Origin of the sequence: Brucella sp. MAB-22, assembly GCF_025908475.1 — a bacterium.
Taxonomy (GTDB): Bacteria; Pseudomonadota; Alphaproteobacteria; order Rhizobiales; family Rhizobiaceae; genus Brucella; species Brucella anthropi.
This window is the reverse complement of the sequence record NZ_CP109781.1, coordinates 116,358-138,955: the sequence shown is the minus strand read 5'-3', so window position 1 is coordinate 138,955 and position 22,598 is coordinate 116,358. Positions and strand designations below refer to the sequence as shown.

The following is a 22,598-nucleotide window of genomic DNA, read 5'->3' as shown; positions in this document are numbered from 1 at the left end:
CTATAAGGCTGTTGACAATACATTGACTGTATTTTCTCATTGCAAGTGCAGGCCGAGACTCCCAAGTCGGCCATCACACAATGGATGATTATGTTGAGCACACCACTTCCTGCGATCTCGGCGCGGAAATCCCGCCGATATGCCATTGCTTCGATGCGTGATCGTGAAGCGCTGGAAGCGACGTCTCTGGGCGGGCTGACCACTTTTGTTGAAGGGGATGGAAAACGTCTTCGGCTGGCGAATACATTTCCGCTCATCGCAATTGCTGCTTCGCAAGAGGGCGAGGACGAACTGAAGACGGTTCTGCAACAGGTTTATCGTCTGAGCACCATTCCGGAACTTCCCGTTGTGCGAATCGATGATGCGACGGCTGAAACCGTTCCCCTGCTGGTCACCCAACTGCTTGAGAGCAGTCTGGACCGTCTTGTCGGCCACGTCAGCAAGGTTCACACCGAGCTCGCCATGCTGCGTCGCGAGCGTGAGACAATGTTTGAGAATTACCGGGCGATTGAAGACGCGTTTCACGCTCGCAACTGGGATTCCTCAACGGAAATCTTCAGTCATGCCCCTCTGGTAGACCCAAAGGATGAAGGTTTTGCACGTCTGCTGCGCGAATCGGAGATCGAGCAGCTTTTCCCGGTTTCGAGTTATGCCGTTTCCGGTTTTGCCCTGCATTTCCGTGAGTTGCCTGCTAATCGCAATGGCCAGCTGATCGTCACGCTGGACTATCTTGAAAACGGTGAAGGGATTGCTGAGTGGCTGGTGCCTTACGGTGCGCTGCATTCGGAGTGGAACTTCTTCTCGCTTCCGAAGGCGTGCGATGGCAGCCATCGCACATTGCGTCTGCGCATCTCAGCTTCGGGCGGGGTTCCACCAGAATTGTCGTTGGGCAATGTGATCGCCAATGAGCGTTATGCAGCGCGTGCGCGTATTCCACATGCTGATCTTGACATGCGCCCTCTGGCATTGCGGATATTCACCGGCCTGCCGGGCGTCCGTCCGGCATCGCTGCCGAATGCCATTGTACCGACTGCGCTGATCAATGGCCGCAAGGTTGATGATTACCGTCTGCCCGTTGAATTGCTGCGTAACGTGGCCAACGTGTCCGTCACACCTATTACGCCCGACTTTCCGACTGTGCGGTTTCTGGAACATGAAGATGCCATCGGCTGCCATCCGCTTGAGGAGGGGGTCACCGCAGCTGCAATCCGTCGTGTGGTCGCGCCGGGCACAGTACGAGTTTCAGCGCGGGCTGTGATTGATCATCCCGAAGGCCAGCCCTGCGCAGTGGGACTGCTGCTGGTCAATCTGGCGTCGGATGTGAAGGAAGAAATCGATGCGATTTCCAGCCTCGACCGCCGCCGCCAGCAGGTGTTGTTCAGCGGCTGGTCGGAAGTTGCACCCAATCGTCCGATCGACATCAACTTCATGCTTGAGGAACCGATCGACCGCACGATGGATCTCGTCGTCCTGAGCAAAGCCGCAGCAGGTTCCGTGGATTTTTCCTGGCTCAAAGTGTTCAACTTCCGGCTGGTCAAGCACATCGAGGCGCGCCCCAGTCAGGAAATAACCAAAGAGGCCGCGAATGTACGATAGGTCGAAAGATTTGATCGTTGTCGCCATGCCGCTCTATGGTCATGCGGCGCTGGCTCTCGAAGCGCTGGAAACCGTTCTCGCGTCAGAAACGGTTTTCCGCACGCAGATCGTGGTGTCCGTCGATGGTGATCCGCGCCGCGAAGTGTTTGATAGCCTGACGCTTTATGCGGCGGCTCATCCAAACATTCACATCATCTTCGGCGAGAATGCAGGGCCCGGCGGTGCGCGCAATCGTGCTGTCGACTATATTCTCGAAGAGATGCCGGATGTTAAAGCGGTTTATTTCGTTGATGCCGACAACCGGGTACAGCCCCACACCATCGATACGCTCTATCGTAAGCTTTTGGCGTCGAATGCGGGCTGGGTCTACACCAATATCGATACCTTTTCGGTCAACTGGCGCGCTCATTATGGCGACAGCTATTCGCGCCTGATCCACTGCATCACTGATAATATCTGCGATACCGGATCAATGATTTCTGCGGAGGTTTTCCGCAGCGGTGTCCGTTTTGATGATGATCGTCAGAATGGTTTCGAGGACTGGGAGTTTTGGCTGTCGGCGATTGAGGCGGGTTTTGTGGGCGCGCCTTGCCACGATACCGGTTTCGAGTATCGCCTGCGCGCAGAAAGCCGTTTCAAGGAAGCTAATCGTGACCGCTCCGGTTCAATCAGTTTCCTGCGCAAACGGCACAAGGCGCTGTTCCGTCGCCCGACGCTTGTGGGGTTCGAGCATGAAGAATGTCCGCGCTATGGCGTGATCCGCGCAGGCGAGGGGACCGTCAGCCTTTTCACCGACCTCAGCCTCGGCACGAAAGATCTCAAGTTCGACGACGCAATTCGTGCCTTCTGGGGCAGTGTGTCCGAACCGGACAATTTTCACTTTCCTCCATTTCTCGCCTCGTCCAATACCGAGACGCTGAAACTTCTGGCGCGTTCACGACTGTTGCCGAATATCCTGTCGCGGCTCGAAAAGCTTTCTGAACAGGCCAATATCGTCTTTGTGGAACTCACCAATGTTGAAGACGAGCGGCGCATTGACACCGAAATCATGCCTTCCGGCACGCGCCAGCCGCACGCTGATCTGATTTTCGTCTCGACGAAATTGATCAAGGACATCATCGAAAACGATGCGCTGGATTGGTTCGCATCACTGGGCACGCAGCAATTGTGGCCCACATCGGCGCGGATGAAAGTGCGTTTCCCGTTCCCGCGTGTGCGTCAGCGCCGGGCCTTGTCACGGCCTGAACAATCGATGCTCAATCTGGTGACGTCGATTGCGACCAGCCCGCTTAAGCAAAGTGCGGCCATGCGCTGGACATGGCGTCCGCGTCGCCTGCCCGCACTTTCTGAAATGTATCAGGTGCTGCGCAATGAACTTGGTGGCGGGCCGGTGCTGCCACTTGCGCATAATGCAGCAAGGAAGAAAACTGCCGCCGTTCTGGTGCCGAATGCCTCGTTCGGCGGGGCGGAGAAGGTTGCTTATGCCGCCGGGCGTGAATTGAAAAACCAGGGTTTTGAAACCCACCTCTTCGTGCTCGGCAATGAGCGGATGGATGTGCTCGACGAGTTCGACCAGTCCTTCGATTATTTGCATTTCTGGAAGGATGGCATTCCCGCCTGGGGGGACACAAATCGCTTCTTGGGGCAGGATTTTATCACCGACGATCATCCGCTTGACTGGAGCATCCTGCGCGGCCAGCTTTCAGGATTCGACCTTGTCGTGAACAATCACGTCATGGCGGCGCATCCTTTGATGGGTAAACTTCGCTCTGAAGGCACGCGCACCGCCTGCTATCTGCATGTGGTGGATGAAACGGTCTTCCGCCGCCAGGCGGGGCAGCCCTATGCCGCGATTGCCTTCGAACATGCCTATGATGCATTTCTGACCTGTTCGGATCAGTTAAAAATCTATCTGCACAGCTTTGGCGTGCCGTATGAAAAAGTGTTTTCCGTGCCAAACGGAGCCAGTTTTTCAATCGATACAAAACTGCGTACACAGGTCACTGCGGCGCGCAAGCAAGGCCGCAAAGGCGAGCCGATACGAATGCTCTATATGGGGCGTCTCGATCGCCAAAAGGGTATCGACAGGCTGCATGATGCTATCGTCAAGCTGAAAGAGCAGGGTATTCCCTTCGAAGCACAGGCAATTGGCGGCGAAATCCTCTCTGATGATCCAAGTGCATCTTGGATGACGCGCTTGAAGGATGCGGGTGTGAAAGTCTCGCCCCCAGTCTTTGACGGCAAGGATATCGCGAACCATCTCGCATGGGCCGATGTTCTTTTGATGCCATCGCGCTGGGAAGGTGCACCGCTGATGATTGCTGAAGCGCAGCAGCTTGGCTGCGTGCCGGTTGCCACAGCCGTTGGTGCCGTCGATGAGCTTATAAATCATGGTCGCGATGGCATTCTCATCCGCAATGGCAACGATGCGCAGATTGTCTCCGACATGACGCGCATTTTGACCATTCTTGCGCAGGATCGTGAAGCCCTGATGCGGACAGCTGAAGGTGCGCTCGCCTCTGCTGCTCACCGCACATGGAGTTCAGCTTTCTCCGAATTTACCGATTGGGCGAATGAAATACGCCCCGCTTATCCGAAATCCCGGTCTTCCCAGCCGGATGTTGCAGACGCTGCCAGCACGATTGCCGCTCTTCCCGGCCGTGCAGTTGCCTGATTATACCAGAAAGGTCGACCTATGAGCCGCCCAACCAATCCAAGAATCCTTGTCACGGGCATTCCGAGCCATCTGACGCGCCTTATCCAACGTGCGGATAAAGCGCAGGTCCATTACTCGGAAAAACAGCGTGATTCAGAATCCAGGGATAATTTCATCCAGGAGCTGAAGAACATCAGCAATACCGGCAATTATCTGATCGGTGAAGGTGCGATGACGGCGCTTCTGCCGTCAGCCAAGCATATTCCGTTCTGGCATCTCTATAATTGCGTGAACAATGGAACGGGTCTCGAAGAGATCAACAAGGAATTCGATATCTGCGTCTTCACCTGCGCAAACCTTCTGCGCAAAGGACTGTCTGCGGATGCGGAAGCGCTTGTTCTATCCAAACTTAATATGCCCGTCGTCATGCTCGGCATCGGCATCCAGAACCGCCCGGACATTGAAGGCGAAGACGGCCTGCCAGCGGGCACGAAGAAGCTTTTGGAAGTGCTCAAATCCCGCGAGCATTATTTCCTCACGCGCGGTGAAAATGCAGCCGGATATCTCCGCGATCAGGGCTTTTCCTATGTCCGTCCGGTCGGCTGTCCGTCGCTCTATTTCCGTCCCGATAATATGCGCAAGGCCATCAGTCGTCTGCCGGATGTGAAGGTGGGGGAGGGCCGTACCGTTTTCACCGGCTATATGGGTGCGGAACTTGAAACCATTGGCGATATGAACGCGCTGAGTTCGGATGACGGCCGTTCCGCCTATGTCATTCAGGATGAGCTGTTGCACTTCGACATGCAGCTTGAATCCGATGCCAATGGCCGCGCTTACGACGCCACAACCGGCGAACTCGTCGGTCCACTGACTTATAAGGGTTCGGACGATCTCAAGAAGAAGATCAGCGTTCACGCCTTTCTCGATACTAATCAATGGCGCGCCTGGTGCTCGACCATGGATTTCTCCTTCGGTCGCCGCTTCCATGGCAATGTTATTTCAATGCAGGCTGGTGTGCCGAGCCTGATGGTCGCCGTCGATGATCGTATGCGAGAGATGCTGAACTTCTCCGGTCTGCCGAAAATCGATGCGCGAGACCTCAACGCGGCCAATGACCGGCGGGCTTTCGTGAGCGACCACATCGCCGCGATGAATATCCCCGAAGTCATCGAAAACTACTCGGCGCGAGAACGCAATTTCCGAAGCGTGCTTTCAGAAATCGGCATTGGATAACTCCCAGTCCAACCCGGTCTGAAGCAGGATTCAGATTTTTATTGTTCGCATGTCTTTGTCCCAAAACCGGTTTCCACTTTTGGGAGACATGCCTTAACTCCAGCGAAGATGGATCACCATGCGCATAATGATCACCGGCATCCCGTCCTATTTGATGCGGACCGTCGAAAGCGTTTCAGGGGCGAGTGTTAAACATCGCCCCTATTTCGAGCCCATCCGCACGAAGAAGGATGTGATCGATCAGGTCAAGAAGATTGCCAATACGGGCAATTACCTTATCGGTGAGGGCGCCGCCAACGCCGTGCGCGGCCATGATGTAACCTATGTCCCGTTCTGGCATCTGGCCAACAGCCTCAATTCACCCGATACCTATGCGAAGCTCAACGAAAGCTTTGATCTTTGCCTGTTTGCTTCAGCCAATCTTCTGCGGCCCGGCTATGCGGCAACGACGGAATCCTTCGTCTTTGAAAAGCTGAACATGCCGATTGTAGTCATGGGTATCGGTATTCAGAAGAAGGAAAATCTGAAAGCGGAGTTGCCAGAAGGCACACGACGGTTCCTTGAAATTCTGCGCCGGAAGGAAAGTTTCTTCCTCACGCGCGGGCATTTCACCGAAGAGTTCCTGAAAGATGCGGGCATGAAATATGTCCGCCCGACGGGCTGCCCGTCGCTTTACTATGCACCTGATCAGATGAAGCTCTCGCTGAGCCGCCTTGCCGATCCAAGCCTTGCAGACGCGCAGAAGATCTCGTTTGGCGGTTATCTCGGCAGCGTTGCAGATACGATTGTCGACGCCCACGCGCTGCTCGAAAAAGATAGTGTTGCAAGCTATGTCATTCAGGACGAGGTGATCGTCTACAACATGAACATGGCGGGTGAAGATCATTCCGAAGCCTATGATCAGGCCGCAAGCCGCATCACGGCACCGGTCGATTACAAGCACATGGAAAAATGGCAGCGCAAGAACGAGCTGCTGGTGTTCTTTGATACGCACAAATGGCGCAGCTGGATTTCCAGTCAGGATTTCGGTCTGAGCCGCCGCTTCCACGGCACGATCATCGGAATGCAATCGGGTGTTCCGGGGCTGATGATCGCGGTCGATGACCGTATGCGCGAAATGTTGGGCTTTGTCGGCTTTCCGCATATCGATGCGAGCGTCTGGAACCGCGAGCCGCAGAAAAAAGCCTATCTGCGCGACTTTCTTTCCAAGATCGATGTGCCCGCAGCCATCAATCGCTATTCGGAATGTGAGGCCAATTTCAACGGCGCGCTGAAGGATATCGGTATCCGATGATGAAAACCCGCAAGAGCACCGGGGGTGGGATAGTAGCAGCGGTGGCGCTTTTGGGCGGTATGTTGTTATTGGCAGCCCAATCTGAGAGTGCTCTTGCCGATACGCGCTTTGGCGTCAACAGGGTCAACATGGCCTGGCTCAAGCTGGCAGAGCGCAAACAGATCTTCGATCAGATGGTCGAAAACGGCGTGGTGGCAGTTCGGTTGTCACTCACTCGACCGGTTGATCAGAGTATAGATGCCGTGCGTCTTGCGCATGAAAAAGGTCTCGCGATCCTGCTCGAAATTTCGCTCAACAATGCGGATTTTTATCCCGAAGGAACGAAGCCTCGTTCCGGTCGCGGGCGCATCTGGGATATGTATCGGCTTTCCGACATATCTCCCGAGCACTTTCAGCAGGCAATAGGCGACGCCTTGCAAAAGATTGATGCGCTGGGGGTCCCGCTCGTTGCTGTTGAACCCGGGAACGAGATCAACTGGGGCGCTTATAATGGCGATCTTGCCATTCTGCCCAAGGAAAAGATGAAGACTGCCCGCTCTTTAAGCGAGATGGAGGAGCTTCCTCTGATCGAAAAGGGCGCTGAAAAATACGTCGAACTTCTGCGTATTGTCCGGACAGAGTTGGCGAAAACCAGGCATAGCACCAAGGCGAAGGTCGTATCTGCGGGCTTGTCCGATATCCCTTTCATCGATGCCGACCGGCGCGGAATAGACACTGTTGACCCCGCCGTCTTTACCGACCTCCTCAAGAAGTATGGTCTTAATGACGCTGCTGATGGCTACGGCATTCACATCTATCCCGGCAGCAGCGGCACGCGGGCTGCGCGCGCGAAGCATATCAGCAGCGCACTTTCTTTCTGCGGTGGAGCAGATGGCAAGCCTTGCTGGATCACCGAATGGGGCTTCGCAAATACCTCAAAAGCCTGTCCGGCCAATGACAATAATCGTGAACAACTGGTCGAGAAGGCACGCGACCGTTTTCGGCAGATGATGGACAGCGGCCAGATAGCAGCCGCTTATTATTTTGATTGGGATGCAAGCACTTACGGTGTGTGGCGTTGCGGTTCGCTGACGCCAGCCGGTAAGGCTGCAACGGTGACGAAATGAAACTCAAGACTGTAATCATCGGTGGTTCAAACACCGTCATGCTGCCCGGTTATCTGCCGACGCTTTTATCGACGATGGCGAAACGCGGGGTGGAACTCGACATCGTCGCTGATCTCGCGGTTGGGGGCACGACGAGTGCTCTTGGCCTTTATCAGCTCAAGCAGTTTGAACAGCTCGAAGAGTGTGAGCTGTTGCTGATTGAGTACGCGATCAATGATGCCTTCGTTTATGGCGATGAACGGCGTCCATTCCGTCATTGGGCACGGTTTTACGAAGGGATCATTCGTTACGCGCTTGAACGCAACCCAAACTTGCGGATTGCAACGCTTGTGTTCGGCGCACGTAATGGCTCATTTCTGAATTCCGTTCCCTCGATTGATGCAGGCATCAACTACATTTCGCAATGGTATGGAACGATCACGGTTGATGTTTCGCGAATGCTGATGCAGCAATATGGCCGCGATGTCGTAAGCAATCCGGCTTTCTATCTCGATCAGGGTCATTATGCGCGCCCAGTTTCGACAACCATCGTTGCGAATTTGATTGCAGATGTTCTCGAACCGGCCTTGTCTGTTCCGCATCGTCCGAAGGCGCTGCCATTCGCGATTGATCCGGATCATTTTGCCAATGCGCGTGCCTTGAGCGGCGAGCAGCTTTGCAAGCGGCTGGGGCGCGTGCCGGTCCAATACAGCAATCGCCGATTCTCGATCTCGGCGCTCGATCTCGGTTCAGACAGAATGCGCTTTGAGGTTGATAACGGACAACTGCTGGCGCTTGGCTATGTCTGTGATCCGCGCATTCCACCACTTGATGTGGCGATGGGCGAGGATGTCCACCGCGCCGCAATGATGAAGGGCGGCGTACGCGACGGAACCTACAAGTTTCTGGTTTCGATGCTGAGCTTCGAGTTTCTTTACGGCATTAAATTGCTGGAAGCACGCGGGAATGTGGCGCTTACTCTATCTGGTGCCGAAGAGGGTATGGAACATAAGCTGCATGTTCCCAAAGATAGTGCCCATCACGAGGAACTGCCTGTGGAGCCGGTGCTTCCGATAACCGGCATGCTGTTTTCCGGTAATTTGAAAGTCATGTCGCTGGAGAAGAAGGCCGCTGTAAGCGCTGTTTTATCAGAAGCGGCCCAGTAGCTGTTATTCTACGAAAATGTTGACGCTGGCGGCCCGTCCGGCAGCGTCGACCACGGTCAACGTCGAATATCCGGTTCCGTCCGGTTGCCAGTTTGTTGTCCGCCGCCGCTCAATCTCAGCAATGGGCTTGCCATTGGCAAGCCAGCGAAACGGTGCGCGTCCGCCCTGTAATTTCAGCACCAATGGCGAGGCATTATCGGTCAGGGCTTTCAATTCGACATGCGCGCCATCAGGTGGAAACACGATGCGCGGTGCAGGCTCAATCGTGGCTTTGAGAACCGGCAGAGGATCGCTCGCAGACGAAAAGCGTATCTGCGTTACAGGAAGATCGGCGCGTGCTGTGCGAAATGCGCCAGCAGGCGCACGCGGTAACGGCACGGAAACAACGCCTGAGCGCACAAAGGCTTCAAACAGGATGGGCGCTGCCGAAACATAACCAGCAAGGCCCGGCACCGAGCCACCATCGGCACGCCCAACCCAGACGCCCAGCACATAACGCCCGTCATAACCGACCGACCATGCATCGCGATAGCCATAGGACGTGCCGGTCTTGTAAGCGAGGCCGAGGCGTTTCGCGCCTTGCGGTGGCACAACACCGGCCAGAATATCGCCAATCTGCCACGATGCCTGCTCGGTGAGAATAGGGGCCGATGGCTGCACCGGCTCTGAGCCTTCGGTGCCGTCACGAAGGGCTGCACCGCGACCGCCATTGGCAAGGCCTGTATAAAGCTGCACCAGATCACGCAGGCTGATGCCCGCGCCACCAAGCCCGATGGCAAGGCCCGGCGCTTCGCCTTTCGGCAATTGGAGATTAACCGCCGCCTGACGAATACGCGTGGTGAGCCGCGCAGGACCGACTGCATCGAGCAGGCTGATGGTCGGCACATTCAACGACATTTGCAGCGCCTGACGGATGCTGACATCGCCCTGATAGCTCATATCGAAATTGCGCGGACGATAGCCTGCAAAATCCTGTGGGCGGTCCTCAATAATGGTTTCCTGCGCAATCAGTCCCTGCTCGAAGGCCAGGCCATAGATGAAGGGCTTGAGCGTGGAACCGGGCGAGCGCACGGCGCGGGTCATATCAATCCAGCCCTGCCGCTTGCCATCGAAATAATCAGCTGAGCCAACCTCACCCAGAATATTGCCATTGCGACTGTCGGCCAGCACCATGGCGACCGATACTTTTGGCCCAAGCTTCGCAGCAGCTTCGCGCGCCACAACTTCAAGCCCAGCCTGCACCGACTTTTTAAGCGTCAGGTGATGCCGGGCCTCGGTCGGTGCCTGTTTCAAAGCGAGATCGGCAAAGTGGGCGGCCAATGCCGGCAGCGGATGACGCGTAGCGGATATGCGCTCACGCGATGCACGTTCGGCTTCCTCGCTGGTGAAAACTGCAGAGGTTACCATGCGTGTTAACACACGATCCCGCGCGGCAACCGCGTTCTTCATCTCGCGATCCGGGCGGCGGCGTTCAGGCAATTGCGGCAGAGCCACAAGAAGTGCTGCTTCCGAAGTGGTGAGGCGCAACGGCTCCTTGCCAAAATAGGCAAGTGATGCCGACCGCACACCTTCCAGATTGCCGCCATAGGGCGCGAGTGTCAGATAACGTTCGAGAATTTCAGATTTGCTCAGCCGTCGCTCAATTTGAACTGCACGCGCCAGCTGGCGGAACTTGGAACCGAAGCTGCGGCTTTCGCGCGGCTCGATAAGGCGTGCAAGTTGCATGGACAGTGTGGAGCCGCCGGAAACAATACGACCACTCCCTGCAAGCTGATAAGCGGCGCGCAACAGCGCCCAGCCATCAATACCGCCATGATCGTAGAACCGCTTGTCCTCATAGGCGATCAGCATTTTCACGAATTTCGGATCGACATCCTCAATCCGTGTATTGAGCCGCCAATAGCCGTCCGGCGTTGCATAGGCGCGGAGCAAAGCGCCGTCGCGATCCATGACTTCGGTGGAAATGGTCAGCCGTTCCGGCAAAGGCGGAGGATAAGCGCGGTCGAGCCAGTCAAGCCCAGCAACCGTTCCTACAGCGGCGATGCCAAGAAACGCGGCACCGCCAATTGCTATTTTCCAACGCCTTTTCATTTTTTTGAGCGCACACTAAGGTGCCGCCACCTCCATCATGCCTGTCGCCGTGCGCGCTGCAAATTGCGGACGATACATATCCTCAACCGTTGCTGCCGGATGGGTGTAAAGACCCGGCGTCACCGCACGCACCACATAAGCCAACGTGATCGGCTTCTTCTCGCCTGCGGAGCGGTCGAAAGCAGCCACAAAACGATCATTGCGGAATTCGAGGTGGGCCGCTTGCGTGCTTTCAAGCCATGGGAAATTGCCAAGATCAGCACTGGAAACAAGGCCCGGATTGTCGATCTCGAAACCAGCTGGCAGCAGATCGGTCACAAGCAGACGCGACTGCCATTCCTGCAGGTCGTCGATTTTCAGAACAACAACATAGCGCTCATTCTGATTGACCCCGGTGACATTGGCCGGCTCGCCATCAAGCGTATAATAAGTACGCTCGATGTTGAAACCTTCTCCACCCGCAGGCAGTGACTGCGCAGGCGGTGCAACTGCGGTCACGACCGCATCAACCGAACCCTGACCCTTGTTGGTGACGACCAGCGGCTGTGCTTCAAGGGCTGCACCATTGAGACGCTCGGAGAACGCGCCCTGATGCGCTGTGCCATTGATGTCGAGGCTGATTGCGCCATTGTCATCCTGAAGCCCGCGTGCTGCAAGCAGCATCCATGCCTGATCCTGCGTACTGAGATAACGTGCCTTTTCGCGCTGGAATTCGACCAGCGTAATCAGCGATGGCAGCACTTTCGGCGCAGGCTTGGTTTCCGAAGCAAGCGCCAGCATGGCCGCACCATCACGCAGCGGCGAGCCATAATCAGAGCGGTTATAGTCATAGCTCGACTGGCTGGTTGCAAGCTGGAGCGACGCATTGAACACGCGTTCCGAACGCGGCTGATCACCATAAAGGGCAAGTGCTGCACCCAGCTGGGCGACGGCCATCGGGCTTGCAAAGTTTTCAAGCTGGGTATCGGCAAAGTAACGCAGATCGCCAACAGAAGCCTTCTTGTTGCGTGCCAGAACATAGAGCGCATAGGCAATGTCGTTGCCGCGTTCCTTGACGTCGGTGGTATAGCCGAGCGCATTTTGCAGATTAGAAAGTGCGGACAGCATCGCCTGCTGCGGCACGTCATAGCCCTTTTCGCGGGCACGCGTCAGGAAGTCCGTCACATAGGCGTCCATCCAAAGATCACCCGATCCCGGCGACCAGAGGCCAAACGACCCGCTTGAAGACTGGTTGTTGAGCACGCGGAAGATGGAATCCTGTACGCGCTTTTTAAGTTCTTCCTGACTTTCCAGACCCGCTGCCGCTTCCGTACCTGCCGCCATTTCGCTCAAATAAAGCAGCGGCAGTGCGCGGCTGGTGGTCTGCTCTGTGCAGCCATAAGGATAGCGGTCGAGCGCCATCAAAAGCGCTGGAACATCAAATGCAGCGCTTCGCGTCACACCAACGCTGACAAAAGCACCATCAAGCAGGCTTTCCGACAGAAGGCCGCCGTCGACTTTCAGGCTTCCGCCATTGGCCGCGAGATTGACGACATGACGGCTCGTGACCGGCAGATCGACCGGACGCACCGGCAATGCCAAGGCCTGTTCAACATTGAGGCCTGCATCGTTGGAAAGCCGGATCGTCACACCACCCGCACCCGTTGCCACAGCATTGAGTGGAACGGTGATCGACTGCCGTTTGCCACCTTTAAGCGCGATGCTTTCAGGATAGGAGCCAACCTCGACACCGAGATTATCGGTGGTCTCTAAGCTCACACGATAATCGCCATCCGGTGCATCCGTATTGGCAATATCGAAGCGGATATTGGCCTGATCGCCGGGGGCCATGAAGCGCGGCACACCAGCGGTAATAACCACCGGATCGCGGATGATGACATCGGTGACGGCGTGGCCGACAGCCTTCTTTGTCCATGCTACCGCCATGACGCGCGCGGTGCCGTTGAACTGCGGTATGTCGAAAGTGACTGTTGCCTTGCCGTCGCTGTCGAGTTCAACCGGACCGGAGAACAGCGCAACCAGCTTTTCGGTGGGCGGACTGCCTTCCGCTGCCATATTGCCACCATCGCCACCTGTGCGCAGCTTGCCGGAGACGCCGAGCGAACCATCGATCAGGCGACCATACATATCGCGCATTTCAAGGCCCAGCTGACGCTGGCCGAAGAACCAGTTTTCAGGGTTCGGCGGCTGATAGCGGGTCAGGTTGAGAATGCCGACATCGACTGCCGCGACCATGACATAGGCCTGTTCGCCACCCGCATTTTCAACCGAAACAGGGATGGAAAGTGTGGAGCGCGGCGTGATCTTTTCAGGCGGGGTCAGCTTGACAGCAAGCTGCTTGTCGGCAGGATCGACCTTCAGCCATTTAAGACCAATCGCACGCGCAGGCATACGGCTTTCAATAGCCTCACCCGGACGGAACAAAGTTGCCGTAACGTAGGCGCCCGCACCCCAATCCTCACCAACCGGAATATCGATGGTCGTGCCACCTTCCGGCACACTGGCCGTGATGGTCTGGAGCAGCTTTTCCGCACCAATGGTGATGAGCAACTCACCGGCAAAACGCGGGGAGATTTTCAGTTCAGCCGTATCACCCGCCGCATAATGTTCCTTGTCGAGCGCGATTTCCAGCCCGTCCGGTGTTTCGGTCGAAGTGGAGCTCACATACCAGCCCGCGTCGAATTCGTAGCTTGTGGTCGGGCCCGAGGCATCAGCCGTTTCGATTTCAAGACGATAACGACCCCAATCAACCGGCAGGCTGATTTCAGCTTCGCTATCGATTGTAAGGTCAATCTTGCCGTTGGAAACCGCCTTGGTGAACGTCACCGGCTCGTAATTCCAGCTGTTGCCGCTGCGATACCACTGATAATTACGCTCGATCTTGACCAGCGACCATTGTGCGCCGTCGAGCGCCTTGCGATCACCCTTGCTGTCAGATGCGATTACACTGAACTTAGCGGTTCCGCCCTGCGGAACTTCATCGCCGGAGAAATCAGGACGGATACCGATGAGATCGGTTTCCGGCTGAATGGCAACATCAATCTTACGCTCAACCGCACGACCGCCGGTTTCACGCATACGAACAGTCACGGCTGCATTTACGAGGCGCGTTGTTGACGGCATTTCATCGATTGTAACCGGGAAAGTCGCCTTGCCATTGTCATCAACTTTTGACAGGCCATCGAGCGGCAGGCGCGTGGCTTCGCCCTGTTCTTCATCGGCGAGGCCGAAATAATAGCCCTTGAAGCGGTCCCACTGGCGTTTGGTCGAAAGCGTGACTTCGCCTTCAAGCGCAAGACCGGCGGCAGGCGCACCATAGAGGAAACGACCGTCCACGGTGATATTGGCAGTTTCGCCAACAGCGATTTCCGGCTTGTCAGACGTCAAATCGAACTCGATCCGGTCCGGCACGAAATCTTCAACCAGGAACATCTGCGTGGCAATCGCTGGCTGCTTGGGATCGGTATAGACCGAAACATTCCAGGTGCCGCGCATGGCGTTCGACGGCAAGGTCAGGTCGATGGCATGACCACCGGCCAGTTTGCTGTCGGAAACAAGACGGCGATCTTCCACGCCATCGGGACGCGTAAAGATGAAGGTGAGCGGCAGATCATCAATTGCAGTTGCGGTGTCGTCACGCGCAAGCGCACCCACATGCACAACTTCGCCAGCACGATAGATACCGCGCTCTGTCCATGCATAAAGATCAAGCGCTTTCGGCACGGCACGGCCCGTCACGCCGCGGTCAGACAAATCAAAACCAGCGCGCGCCATATCTAGGAATGTGAAATCCTCATCATCCCCGCTCGCCATCAGCACCGCTGGCACCATGCCGTCTGTGCCGCGTGTCAGTCCCGGCGTAAACGTCGCCCGACCATCGCTGTCGGTGGTCGCTTCGCCCAGCACTTCGTTGTTGCGTGCCAGCAGCGTCAGCTTCACGCCTTTAAGCGGCTCTGCGCTTTCCAGCGAACGGGCGAACACATTAATCCCGTCCTGTCCGGTATAGGTCGAAAGGCCGATGTCGGAAACGACAAACCACTGCGTTGCCTTGGTGCCATATTCATCATCGGACTTCTTGACCAGCGGCTCGGCGGTCAGCACATAGACGCCCGGCTTGCGTTCCGGCAGTGCTTCATCAACCGGGAAACTGGTCGTTGCTTCCTTGTTCAGCTCATTGCCTGCAACCTCGATCTCACCTTCCCAGACAGGTGCACCCATCTGTTCGGAAACCGTGCTGATATCGTAGCTGTCTAACTGGCGCAGGAACTGGTAGCCGGAAAGGAGCTGTGCCAGCGAACGGTCGCCGACGCGGTAGAGCTTGACCTTGGCTGTGCTCAAATTGACGCTGACCAGCGGAATGCCGCGACGGGCTTTCGCAGGCAGCACGAAGCTGTCGCCGGTAAAGCGCACCGATGGCGCGCGGTCCTGCACATAGATCGAAAGATTGACCGGAGCTGGCAGCACTTCGCCAACAGCCGATGGCAGACCCTGACGGAACGTCACCGTATAATTGCGGCCATGTTCCAGACCCTCGACGCAAATCTGGCGATCCTTGGCTTCAACTGCCTGCGGCGCGCCATTGTCAAGCTTGACGAAGCTTGAATAATCGACACCACTCTTGACCAGTTCTTCCGAGAACTGCGCGCAAATGCGCGGGGCGGCATTATCATTATCGACCGTGTTGTTGACGATGCGGAAGCCTTTGCGGGCTTTCAGATCTTCATAGACTGCACGAACGGATGCGGAATTGACGAGATCAAGGCTCGCTTCATAAGCCTGCAAGGCCGGGCGCGATGCATCGCGCTTTTCGAGTACCTGCGCCATGACGGCAAGCGCTTGCGCGCGCTCATCCTTGGTGCGTGAAGCCTGATAGGCAAACCACGAAGCCGACGTCGCATCGCGCTGGAATTTGGAGCGTTCCTGACCATTGGACGGCTCGGTCGCAAGCGCCGAAAGCGCATATCCGGTCCAGATTTCGCTTTCATCCGGCGACATGCTGGCAGCCAGGCGGAACTTTTCCATCGCCGTGCGCGGATCGCCATTCAGGCCCGCTGCACCTGCTTCATTTCGCAAAGTGCGCAGGCTGTCGGAGCTTTCAAGGCCATTGATTTCGCGCTTCAGACGACGGGCTTCGTCAACCAGATTGGTGGCAAAGAACGAGATGCTGGGCGGAGCGCCAATATCTTCAACTTCGCGGGCTGCAGCGGATTGCGTGACGACCTTACCTGCAATGGAGCCAACGGACTGATTGAGTTTGTTGAAATCGGATTTCAAGAAGCACCACTTGACCTTCGGATTATAGGTGAAGGCGAGGCATGCATTGTCGCCCAGACAAATGTTTTTGCACTGGTCGAGCGAGACATTCTTTTCCGTACGCAAGTCGAAGCCGAAATAATCGCTATCTTTGGTGATCTCTATCCGCCGGGTTTCGGCAGCTTGTGTAGTGTGTGGAGCTGCCGACAGGCAAGCTGTGACTGCAAAGGCCCAGAAAAGCCGGTTGAAACCAATAAGCATTTGCATCCCCTCACGACGACCGGTGCCATTTCCAATTCTATTAGAAAAGGCGAAAAGAATCCGGCTCATGTGAAGCCTCACCGCGACAAACTGTCAAGGCGAATAGGGATTATCTACAACTATTGGGATAAGTTTAGGGAATAATACGCTCTACGAGGTAAATGCCTCGCAGAGCGTGCACGGGTAATCTAGATGATCCCACCATTGGCGCGCAGTATCTGGCCATTTACCCATGCACCGTCGGGTCCGGCCAGGAACGCAACCACCCCTGCAATGTCTTTCGGGGTCCCCAGACGTTCGAGCGGGCTCATCTTGGCCATGCGTGCGACCAGCTCTTCGGATTTTCCATCGAGAAAGAGATCGGTCGCAGTGGGGCCGGGCGCAATGGCATTGACGCTGATGTTTCGACCGCGCATTTCCTTGGTCATGATCGCCGTCAAGGTTTCGACTGCGGCCTTGGTTGCGGCATAAACACCGTAGTTTTCCAGTTTCAGGCCGACGACAGTGGTGGAAAAATTGATAATACGCCCATTGTCGCGCAGTCGTTTACCAGCCTCCCGCATGGTATTGAAGGTGCCCTTGAGGTTGACCGAAACGAGCTTGTCGAAATCTACGTCCTCTGTTGTGGCGAGAGGCGACAGGGTCATGATACCGGCATTGTTGACGAGAACATCTACGCCGCCGAAAGCGTCTTCGGCCGCATCGAACATTCTCTTTACTGCGGCAGGATCGGCAACATCAGCCTGCGCTGCTCGCGCAATGCCGCCTGATGCCTCGATCTTGCTGACCACGGCATCAGCAAGAGCAGCATTGCCCGCATAGTTGACGATGATAGTAAAGCCGTCGCGACCCAGTCTTTCGGCAATGGCAGCGCCAATACCGCGCGATGCTCCAGTGACGATGGCAACCTTGTTTTTCATATCGGACATTGTCTGCTCCGTTCCGGTGGTTTGGGTTTGTACAACCCTCAGCAAGATCGCACTTTTCTAACACCGTTTAATCGGGCATTATTTGTCATTACTATCCGAAAATAGCGAACAATCAGATGGACCGGTTTGATGCGATGCGGGTTTTTACCCGTGTACTGGAACGACGCAGTTTCACATTGGCGGCGGAAGATCTAGGGATCCCGCGTTCAACCGTCACCGACGCGATCAAGCAGCTCGAAAAACGATTGGGCACGCAATTGTTCTTGCGCACTACGCGTCACGTTAATCCAACGCTTGATGGTCAGGCCTATTATCAGCGCTGCATAGAAATCATAGCTAGTATCGAGGATGCCGAAGGCGGATTTTCTGGCGCAATGCCGAGAGGTTTGCTTCGGGTGGAAGTGCAGGGCACGCTTGCGCGGCATTTTCTGCTACCGGAATTGCCCGCTTTTCTGGAAAAGTATCCGGATATTGAACTTTATATGACCGAGGGCGATCGGTTCGTTGATCCGGTTCGGGAAGGTATCGATTGCGTTCTGCGTGTGGGTCTCCTGCAGGATAGCGACATGATTGCCCGGCGTGTTGCGATGCTGGATGAGGTTACCGTCGCATCTCCTGCCTATCTTGCACGATTTGGGGAACCCCGACATCCAGATCAACTGACTGATGGCCATCAGATGATCGGCTTCCGAGCCAGCGGCAGCATAGCCCGTATGCCCCTGGAATTTATGGTCGACGGCAAGTTGCGAACAGTGACGATACCGGCTCCGGTTTCGGTCAATGCCGCTGAAAGCTATACGGCTGCGGCCAGCTTGGGCCTTGGGATCATTCAGATACCTCGCTATCATGCGATGAAGCATATCGCTGGCGGAAAACTGGTGCAGATACTCGGCGCTTATCCGCCCAGCTTGTCACCGGTATCTGTTGTATATCCGCGCGATCGGCAACTTTCGCCTCGGGTCAGGGTATTTATCGACTGGATTGCCGTGATACTCGCCCGTCAGAACAATTGAGGCCGTTAACCCCTCATTAAGAATTTGGAACAAGATGGCTTCTTACGTGTTAGAATAGAGCCTGCAGAAATGCAGAAAGCACATCGCTACGCACCACGGGAGGGAGGGCAGAGATGAGCAACATTCTATTCTGGACCGCTTTGGTAATCGTTCCTGTGCTTCTGGGCACAGCCTACGCTTATGTGCAATCGATACGGCATAGGGACGACTTCTAGAACGCAAGCGTAGCTGACGGAAAGCTGCTCTTATCTTGAAGCAGGCGAGTGGTCGCGTGCTTCAAGATAATTCTATTGCATAGAATTTTGTATCGACAGCCATCCGCGGAAAATCTTCCGGTAAATCTGTATGGGAGATTTCCACGAAGCCGTTCTTTTCATAAAACCGATGTGCGCCCAGAAACTTCTCGGTCGTTCCAAGCAATATTTTGGTAACGCCTCGTTCGTGAGCGTGCGAAATGAGCGTTGCAAGCAATTTGCGCGCAGTACCGAATTCGGAACCGCGATAAGCCTTGGCGACAAACATTTTCCGCAAAGCAGCCTGACCTTGCCCTATATCCTTGAGGGCTATGGTGCCGACGATGTGACCATCGGCTTCGGCTACCCAAAATTCACCGCTTCCCTGACGATAGAACCCCTCCACGTCTCGTATATCAGGTTGGTCGTCTGCGCTGATCGGAATGTCGAACTCACATTGTTGTATTGGCAAGATTACAGCAAAAACACTGTCCGCGTCGCCCGTCTGGAATGTTCTAATTCTGATCAAGTCCGCGTTGCTCGTCATTGTGCTGCCGTTCATCTCGCCCGCGAATCTGCATTGATTTAGTTGTTAATGAAGCCGCTTCTCGGATTCTGGGTCAAGAGACGTTCAAATCTGTCCGGCTGACGAGGTTTTCGTAGATAAAGTTAATATTGGGCTCGTTTTGAAGGTTTTGATCACATCCAGTTGGTGTTCGGTTGCTTAAACCAATTTCAACCAGAGCGCGCTGTGTGCGGCAGCGTGTGAATCCCCCTATTCAGGGGGATCAAGGCGAATATATGAGCAAAATTAGCAGTTTACGCTATAAAATATATTTCATGCTATTTTACTCGGAAGAAAAGGTGTCATATTTTGGTAATCGATATGGTTGCTTTGAACTTTTGATTATCTTTGTTTTGTGGAAGTAGTTTCACTTTTGAAGTGATATTTTACGTTGCCTAATGAAAGAAAATACCCTTCTATTGTTTTGAGTAGAGCACTGCAAAGAGCTGAGGGGTTTCAATGCATTGTCGCAACATCGGCTCGCGCGCCATCCGTTTTCTGTCCAGCACAGCGCTCATATCCTTAGGAACGGTTTTGCTACAAAGCACTCCCGGCATGGCTGCATGTTCGTTTTCGCCGACGCTAGGTGATGACACATTCATTTGCGACAGCGGCACATCTCCCGGCGGTCTTACCGACCTCAATGGTAACAATACATTGCTTTTGCCGACTGGAGGAACAGGCACCGTCAGCGGAGATGTAGCGTTCGGCTCCGGTGTGGACCGCGTGGAAGTCCATTCCGGTTCGATTGTCGGGAATGTCAATCAGGGCGATGGTCTCAACAGCTTTCTCATTACGGGCGGAAGCGTTACAGGCAATGTTCGTCAGGGAAATGATATTGACGAGTTCCGTATAACGGGCGGCGAGATTGGTTCGCTCAATCAGGGTAACGGGTACGACCAATTTTTTATGTCGGGTGGACGTATCGTCGATGCCTTTGACGATGGCGATTATGCCGTGATGACGGATGGACGCATCGGACGCGTCAATCTCAAGCTCGACAATAATTATTTCAACATGTCCGGCGGAACAATTGATCGCAATCTGATTGCCGGGCTCGGTAATGATACGATTATCGTGTCTGGAGGGATGATCGGCGGCAATATAAGCATCAGCAGTGGAACCGACAGTGTAACGATGACGGGTGGCACAGTCGCAGGCGATGTTTTGCTCGGTTTCGGTAATGACCAATTCTCATGGAATGGTGGCGGTATTATCTATGGGAAGATTGATCTTGGCCCGGATAATGATACGGCCGTTCTTACTAATCTTACTGATGCTAATATAGGCGCTACTGCGCAGCTTAGCGGCGGCGAGGGGAGTGATGTCCTCACGTTTAATAATGTGAAAACCGGAAAAGTCTCTCGTATTGACAGCTGGGAAACAGTCAACCTGACTGACGATACGCGCCTTGTTTTCGACAGCGCTCTCACGTTGGGCGACGCCGGAACAGGAACGGGGACGCTCAACGTTGATGCCACAAGTACAATTTATGGCGGTGCTGCAAAGGGCGGCGTGAACCCATTCGCCTCAGGCCAGCTGGCAAATGTTTTCAACGCCGGGCGTATCGACCTCACCAATGGCGGGACGAGTACGACTGACGCATTTACGATCAAGGGCAATTACGTCGGGCAGAACGGTCTTCTGTTTTTAGATACCGTTCTGGCTTCTGATGGCGCTCCTTCGGACAAGCTTGTGATCGATACAGGTGTTGCATCAGGTAACACCGCCATTGCGGTTACCAACGCGGGTGGGGCAGGCGCTGCAACAAATGCGGACGGCATTATGGTCGTACAAGCATTGAATGGTGGTTCCACCAGTCAGAATGCTTTTTCGCTGAACGGTCGTGCTGCTGCCGGTGCCTACGAATATTTTCTGTTCAAGGGCGGTGTAACGGCGAATACCACCGAGAACTGGTATCTGAGATCAACTTTGGTTCGTGGAAGCGAACCGCCTGCTTCGACGGGGGGAACATCCGTTTCGCCGGAAGAGCCCGAAACAACTGCGCCGCCACCCGCACTCGAGCAGCCTCCAGCGACTTTGCCTGTCGATCCGGATACAGAAACTCCGGTAACAGAAGATGCTTCCGCTCCCGATGCGCCTCCGCCTCCCGTATCGGCGGAGGCTCCCAATCCACCCGACAATACGACGGGTCAACAACAGAATGTTGTCCTTCCATTCGATGGAGCAGTTCCGCCTTCACCTGGCGCAACGAGGGTTAAGGGCGACGTGATTTCTCTCTATCGCAAGGAAGTGCCGGTTTATTCAGCATTGCCGCCTGTGGCGTACCATCTGGCACTTTCTACTCTCGGTACGTTTCATGAACGTCGCGGCGAGCAGGATTTGCTGAAAACTGCCGGATATCTGCCTGCGAGCTGGGGCAGAGTCTTCGGGCAGGATATTGATATGAAATGGCGGGGAACAGTTGCACCGGGTCTCGACGGAAAGCTCTTTGGTATTCAGGCGGGACAGGATATTCTGGGTCGCGAAACGGATGGCGGACATTTTGACCGTTTCGGTCTGTTTTTCGGTTATGCCCGCGCAACAGGTGATATCACCGGGCAAGCGCTTGGCTGGAACGATCTCGCTGTTGGCGATCTGGAAGTTACGGGTACGAGTTTCGGCGGGTACTGGACTCATATCGGGCCGCAAGGCTGGTATCTCGACGCCATACTTATGGGAACGTGGTTCGGTGGTGATGCAACCTCGAATGAAGGTCAGAGTATTGACCTCGACGGGCATGGGGTTACGGCTTCGCTCGAAGGAGGCTATCCTCTCGCCCTGAGCGAAAGCTGGACACTGGAGCCGCAGGCGCAACTGATCTGGCAGCATCTCTCGCTTGATGATCAGGCTGATCATTATTCCTCGATAGCGTTTGATACAGATGATGCGTGGACGGGCCGGATCGGGTTCAGATTGCAAGGTGAACAAGAAACTTCGGTCGGGAAATTACGGCCATATCTGAAAGCCAATCTCTGGCAGAATTTTTCATCGGATCAGACTGTACGTTTTGCCACCGATCCGATTGTGACTGATCTCAAGGGCACATCGCTGGAACTGGGTGGCGGGCTGACCTTGGATATTACCGAGAAAGCCAGTTTGTTTGCGACTGCAGACTACACGACCAATCTTGGTGGCGAACGCAACCGGATATGGGAGGGTAACTTGGGGCTGAATATAAAATGGTGAAGGCAATGGCGATCGGAGATGATCGCCGTAATGA

Annotated in this window: 12 protein-coding genes; 8 read left to right on the top strand and 4 right to left on the bottom strand. The window is 55.1% G+C overall.

The genetic code is table 11. The features are described 5' to 3' along the window. The first annotated feature begins 90 nt into the window (after positions 1-90). The 6 genes from OHI65_RS00585 to OHI65_RS00560 all read left to right on the top strand — a co-directional run bounded on the left by OHI65_RS00585 (position 91) and on the right by OHI65_RS00560 (position 9,030). On the top strand, positions 91-1,596 hold the full coding sequence (locus OHI65_RS00585; RefSeq protein ID WP_010658638.1) for a DUF6212 domain-containing protein: 1,506 nt from the start codon (positions 91-93) through the stop codon (positions 1,594-1,596). Further along, a complete protein-coding gene (locus OHI65_RS00580; protein WP_125300673.1) occupies positions 1,586-4,270 on the top strand; it encodes a glycosyltransferase in 2,685 nt (894 codons plus the stop codon). The genes OHI65_RS00585 and OHI65_RS00580 overlap by 11 nt, the downstream gene beginning before the upstream one ends. Positions 4,271-4,291: 21 nt before the next feature. Further along, a complete protein-coding gene (locus tag OHI65_RS00575; RefSeq protein ID WP_125300672.1) occupies positions 4,292-5,485 on the top strand; it encodes a polysaccharide pyruvyl transferase family protein in 1,194 nt (397 codons plus the stop codon). 118 nt (positions 5,486-5,603) lie between these two features. Further along, positions 5,604-6,779 carry a polysaccharide pyruvyl transferase family protein gene (locus OHI65_RS00570; protein WP_024896029.1) on the top strand — a complete coding sequence of 392 codons (1,176 nt, stop codon included), beginning with the start codon at positions 5,604-5,606 and terminating at the stop codon, positions 6,777-6,779. Then, a complete protein-coding gene (locus OHI65_RS00565; protein ID WP_125300671.1) occupies positions 6,776-7,885 on the top strand; it encodes a glycoside hydrolase in 1,110 nt (369 codons plus the stop codon). Before OHI65_RS00570 ends, OHI65_RS00565 begins: the two co-directional genes overlap by 4 nt. Beyond that, positions 7,882-9,030 carry an SGNH/GDSL hydrolase family protein gene (locus OHI65_RS00560; protein WP_125300670.1) on the top strand — a complete coding sequence of 383 codons (1,149 nt, stop codon included), beginning with the start codon at positions 7,882-7,884 and terminating at the stop codon, positions 9,028-9,030. Before OHI65_RS00565 ends, OHI65_RS00560 begins: the two co-directional genes overlap by 4 nt. A gap of 3 nt (positions 9,031-9,033) precedes the next feature. Here OHI65_RS00560 and pbpC read toward each other — a convergent pair whose 3' ends face one another. From pbpC to OHI65_RS00545, 3 genes are all read right to left on the bottom strand, one after another. Next, positions 9,034-11,121, bottom strand: coding sequence for a penicillin-binding protein 1C (gene pbpC, locus OHI65_RS00555; RefSeq protein WP_264358708.1), 2,088 nt, complete (start codon positions 11,119-11,121; stop codon positions 9,034-9,036). Between the two features lie 15 nt (positions 11,122-11,136). Continuing rightward, the gene (locus tag OHI65_RS00550; protein WP_125300668.1) at positions 11,137-16,641 is read right to left on the bottom strand and encodes an alpha-2-macroglobulin family protein; all 5,505 of its coding nucleotides are present in this window, start codon (positions 16,639-16,641) and stop codon (positions 11,137-11,139) included. A 182-nt stretch (positions 16,642-16,823) separates the two neighbouring features. Further along, positions 16,824-17,564, bottom strand: a complete 741-nt coding sequence (locus tag OHI65_RS00545; RefSeq protein ID WP_125300667.1) for an SDR family oxidoreductase — start codon at positions 17,562-17,564, stop codon at positions 16,824-16,826. A gap of 116 nt (positions 17,565-17,680) precedes the next feature. Between OHI65_RS00545 and OHI65_RS00540 the strand changes: the two genes are divergently transcribed. Next, a complete protein-coding gene (locus tag OHI65_RS00540; protein WP_125300666.1) occupies positions 17,681-18,577 on the top strand; it encodes a LysR family transcriptional regulator in 897 nt (298 codons plus the stop codon). A gap of 276 nt (positions 18,578-18,853) precedes the next feature. On the opposite strand, the gene OHI65_RS00535 is transcribed toward OHI65_RS00540, so the two are convergent. Beyond that, a complete protein-coding gene (locus OHI65_RS00535; protein WP_264358707.1) occupies positions 18,854-19,372 on the bottom strand; it encodes a GNAT family N-acetyltransferase in 519 nt (172 codons plus the stop codon). Positions 19,373-19,834: 462 nt separating this feature from the next. Between OHI65_RS00535 and OHI65_RS00530 the strand changes: the two genes are divergently transcribed. Continuing rightward, positions 19,835-22,564 (top strand): autotransporter domain-containing protein, encoded by a 2,730-nt coding sequence (locus OHI65_RS00530; protein WP_125300664.1) that lies wholly within the window; start codon positions 19,835-19,837, stop codon positions 22,562-22,564. The last annotated feature ends 34 nt before the right edge of the window (positions 22,565-22,598 follow it).

Bases quoted from the DNA above. Each gene is read 5' to 3' on its own strand.
- OHI65_RS00585 (WP_010658638.1), top strand. From the start codon at position 91: ATGTTGAGCACACCACTTCCTGCGATCTCGGCGCGGAAATCCCGCCGA.
- OHI65_RS00580 (WP_125300673.1), top strand. From the start codon at position 1,586: ATGTACGATAGGTCGAAAGATTTGATCGTTGTCGCCATGCCGCTCTAT.
- OHI65_RS00575 (WP_125300672.1), top strand. From the start codon at position 4,292: ATGAGCCGCCCAACCAATCCAAGAATCCTTGTCACGGGCATTCCGAGC.
- OHI65_RS00570 (WP_024896029.1), top strand. From the start codon at position 5,604: ATGCGCATAATGATCACCGGCATCCCGTCCTATTTGATGCGGACCGTC.
- OHI65_RS00565 (WP_125300671.1), top strand. From the start codon at position 6,776: ATGATGAAAACCCGCAAGAGCACCGGGGGTGGGATAGTAGCAGCGGTG.
- OHI65_RS00560 (WP_125300670.1), top strand. From the start codon at position 7,882: ATGAAACTCAAGACTGTAATCATCGGTGGTTCAAACACCGTCATGCTG.
- pbpC (WP_264358708.1), bottom strand. From the start codon at position 11,121: ATGAAAAGGCGTTGGAAAATAGCAATTGGCGGTGCCGCGTTTCTTGGC.
- OHI65_RS00550 (WP_125300668.1), bottom strand. From the start codon at position 16,641: ATGCAAATGCTTATTGGTTTCAACCGGCTTTTCTGGGCCTTTGCAGTC.
- OHI65_RS00545 (WP_125300667.1), bottom strand. From the start codon at position 17,564: ATGTCCGATATGAAAAACAAGGTTGCCATCGTCACTGGAGCATCGCGC.
- OHI65_RS00540 (WP_125300666.1), top strand. From the start codon at position 17,681: ATGGACCGGTTTGATGCGATGCGGGTTTTTACCCGTGTACTGGAACGA.
- OHI65_RS00535 (WP_264358707.1), bottom strand. From the start codon at position 19,372: ATGAACGGCAGCACAATGACGAGCAACGCGGACTTGATCAGAATTAGA.
- OHI65_RS00530 (WP_125300664.1), top strand. From the start codon at position 19,835: ATGCATTGTCGCAACATCGGCTCGCGCGCCATCCGTTTTCTGTCCAGC.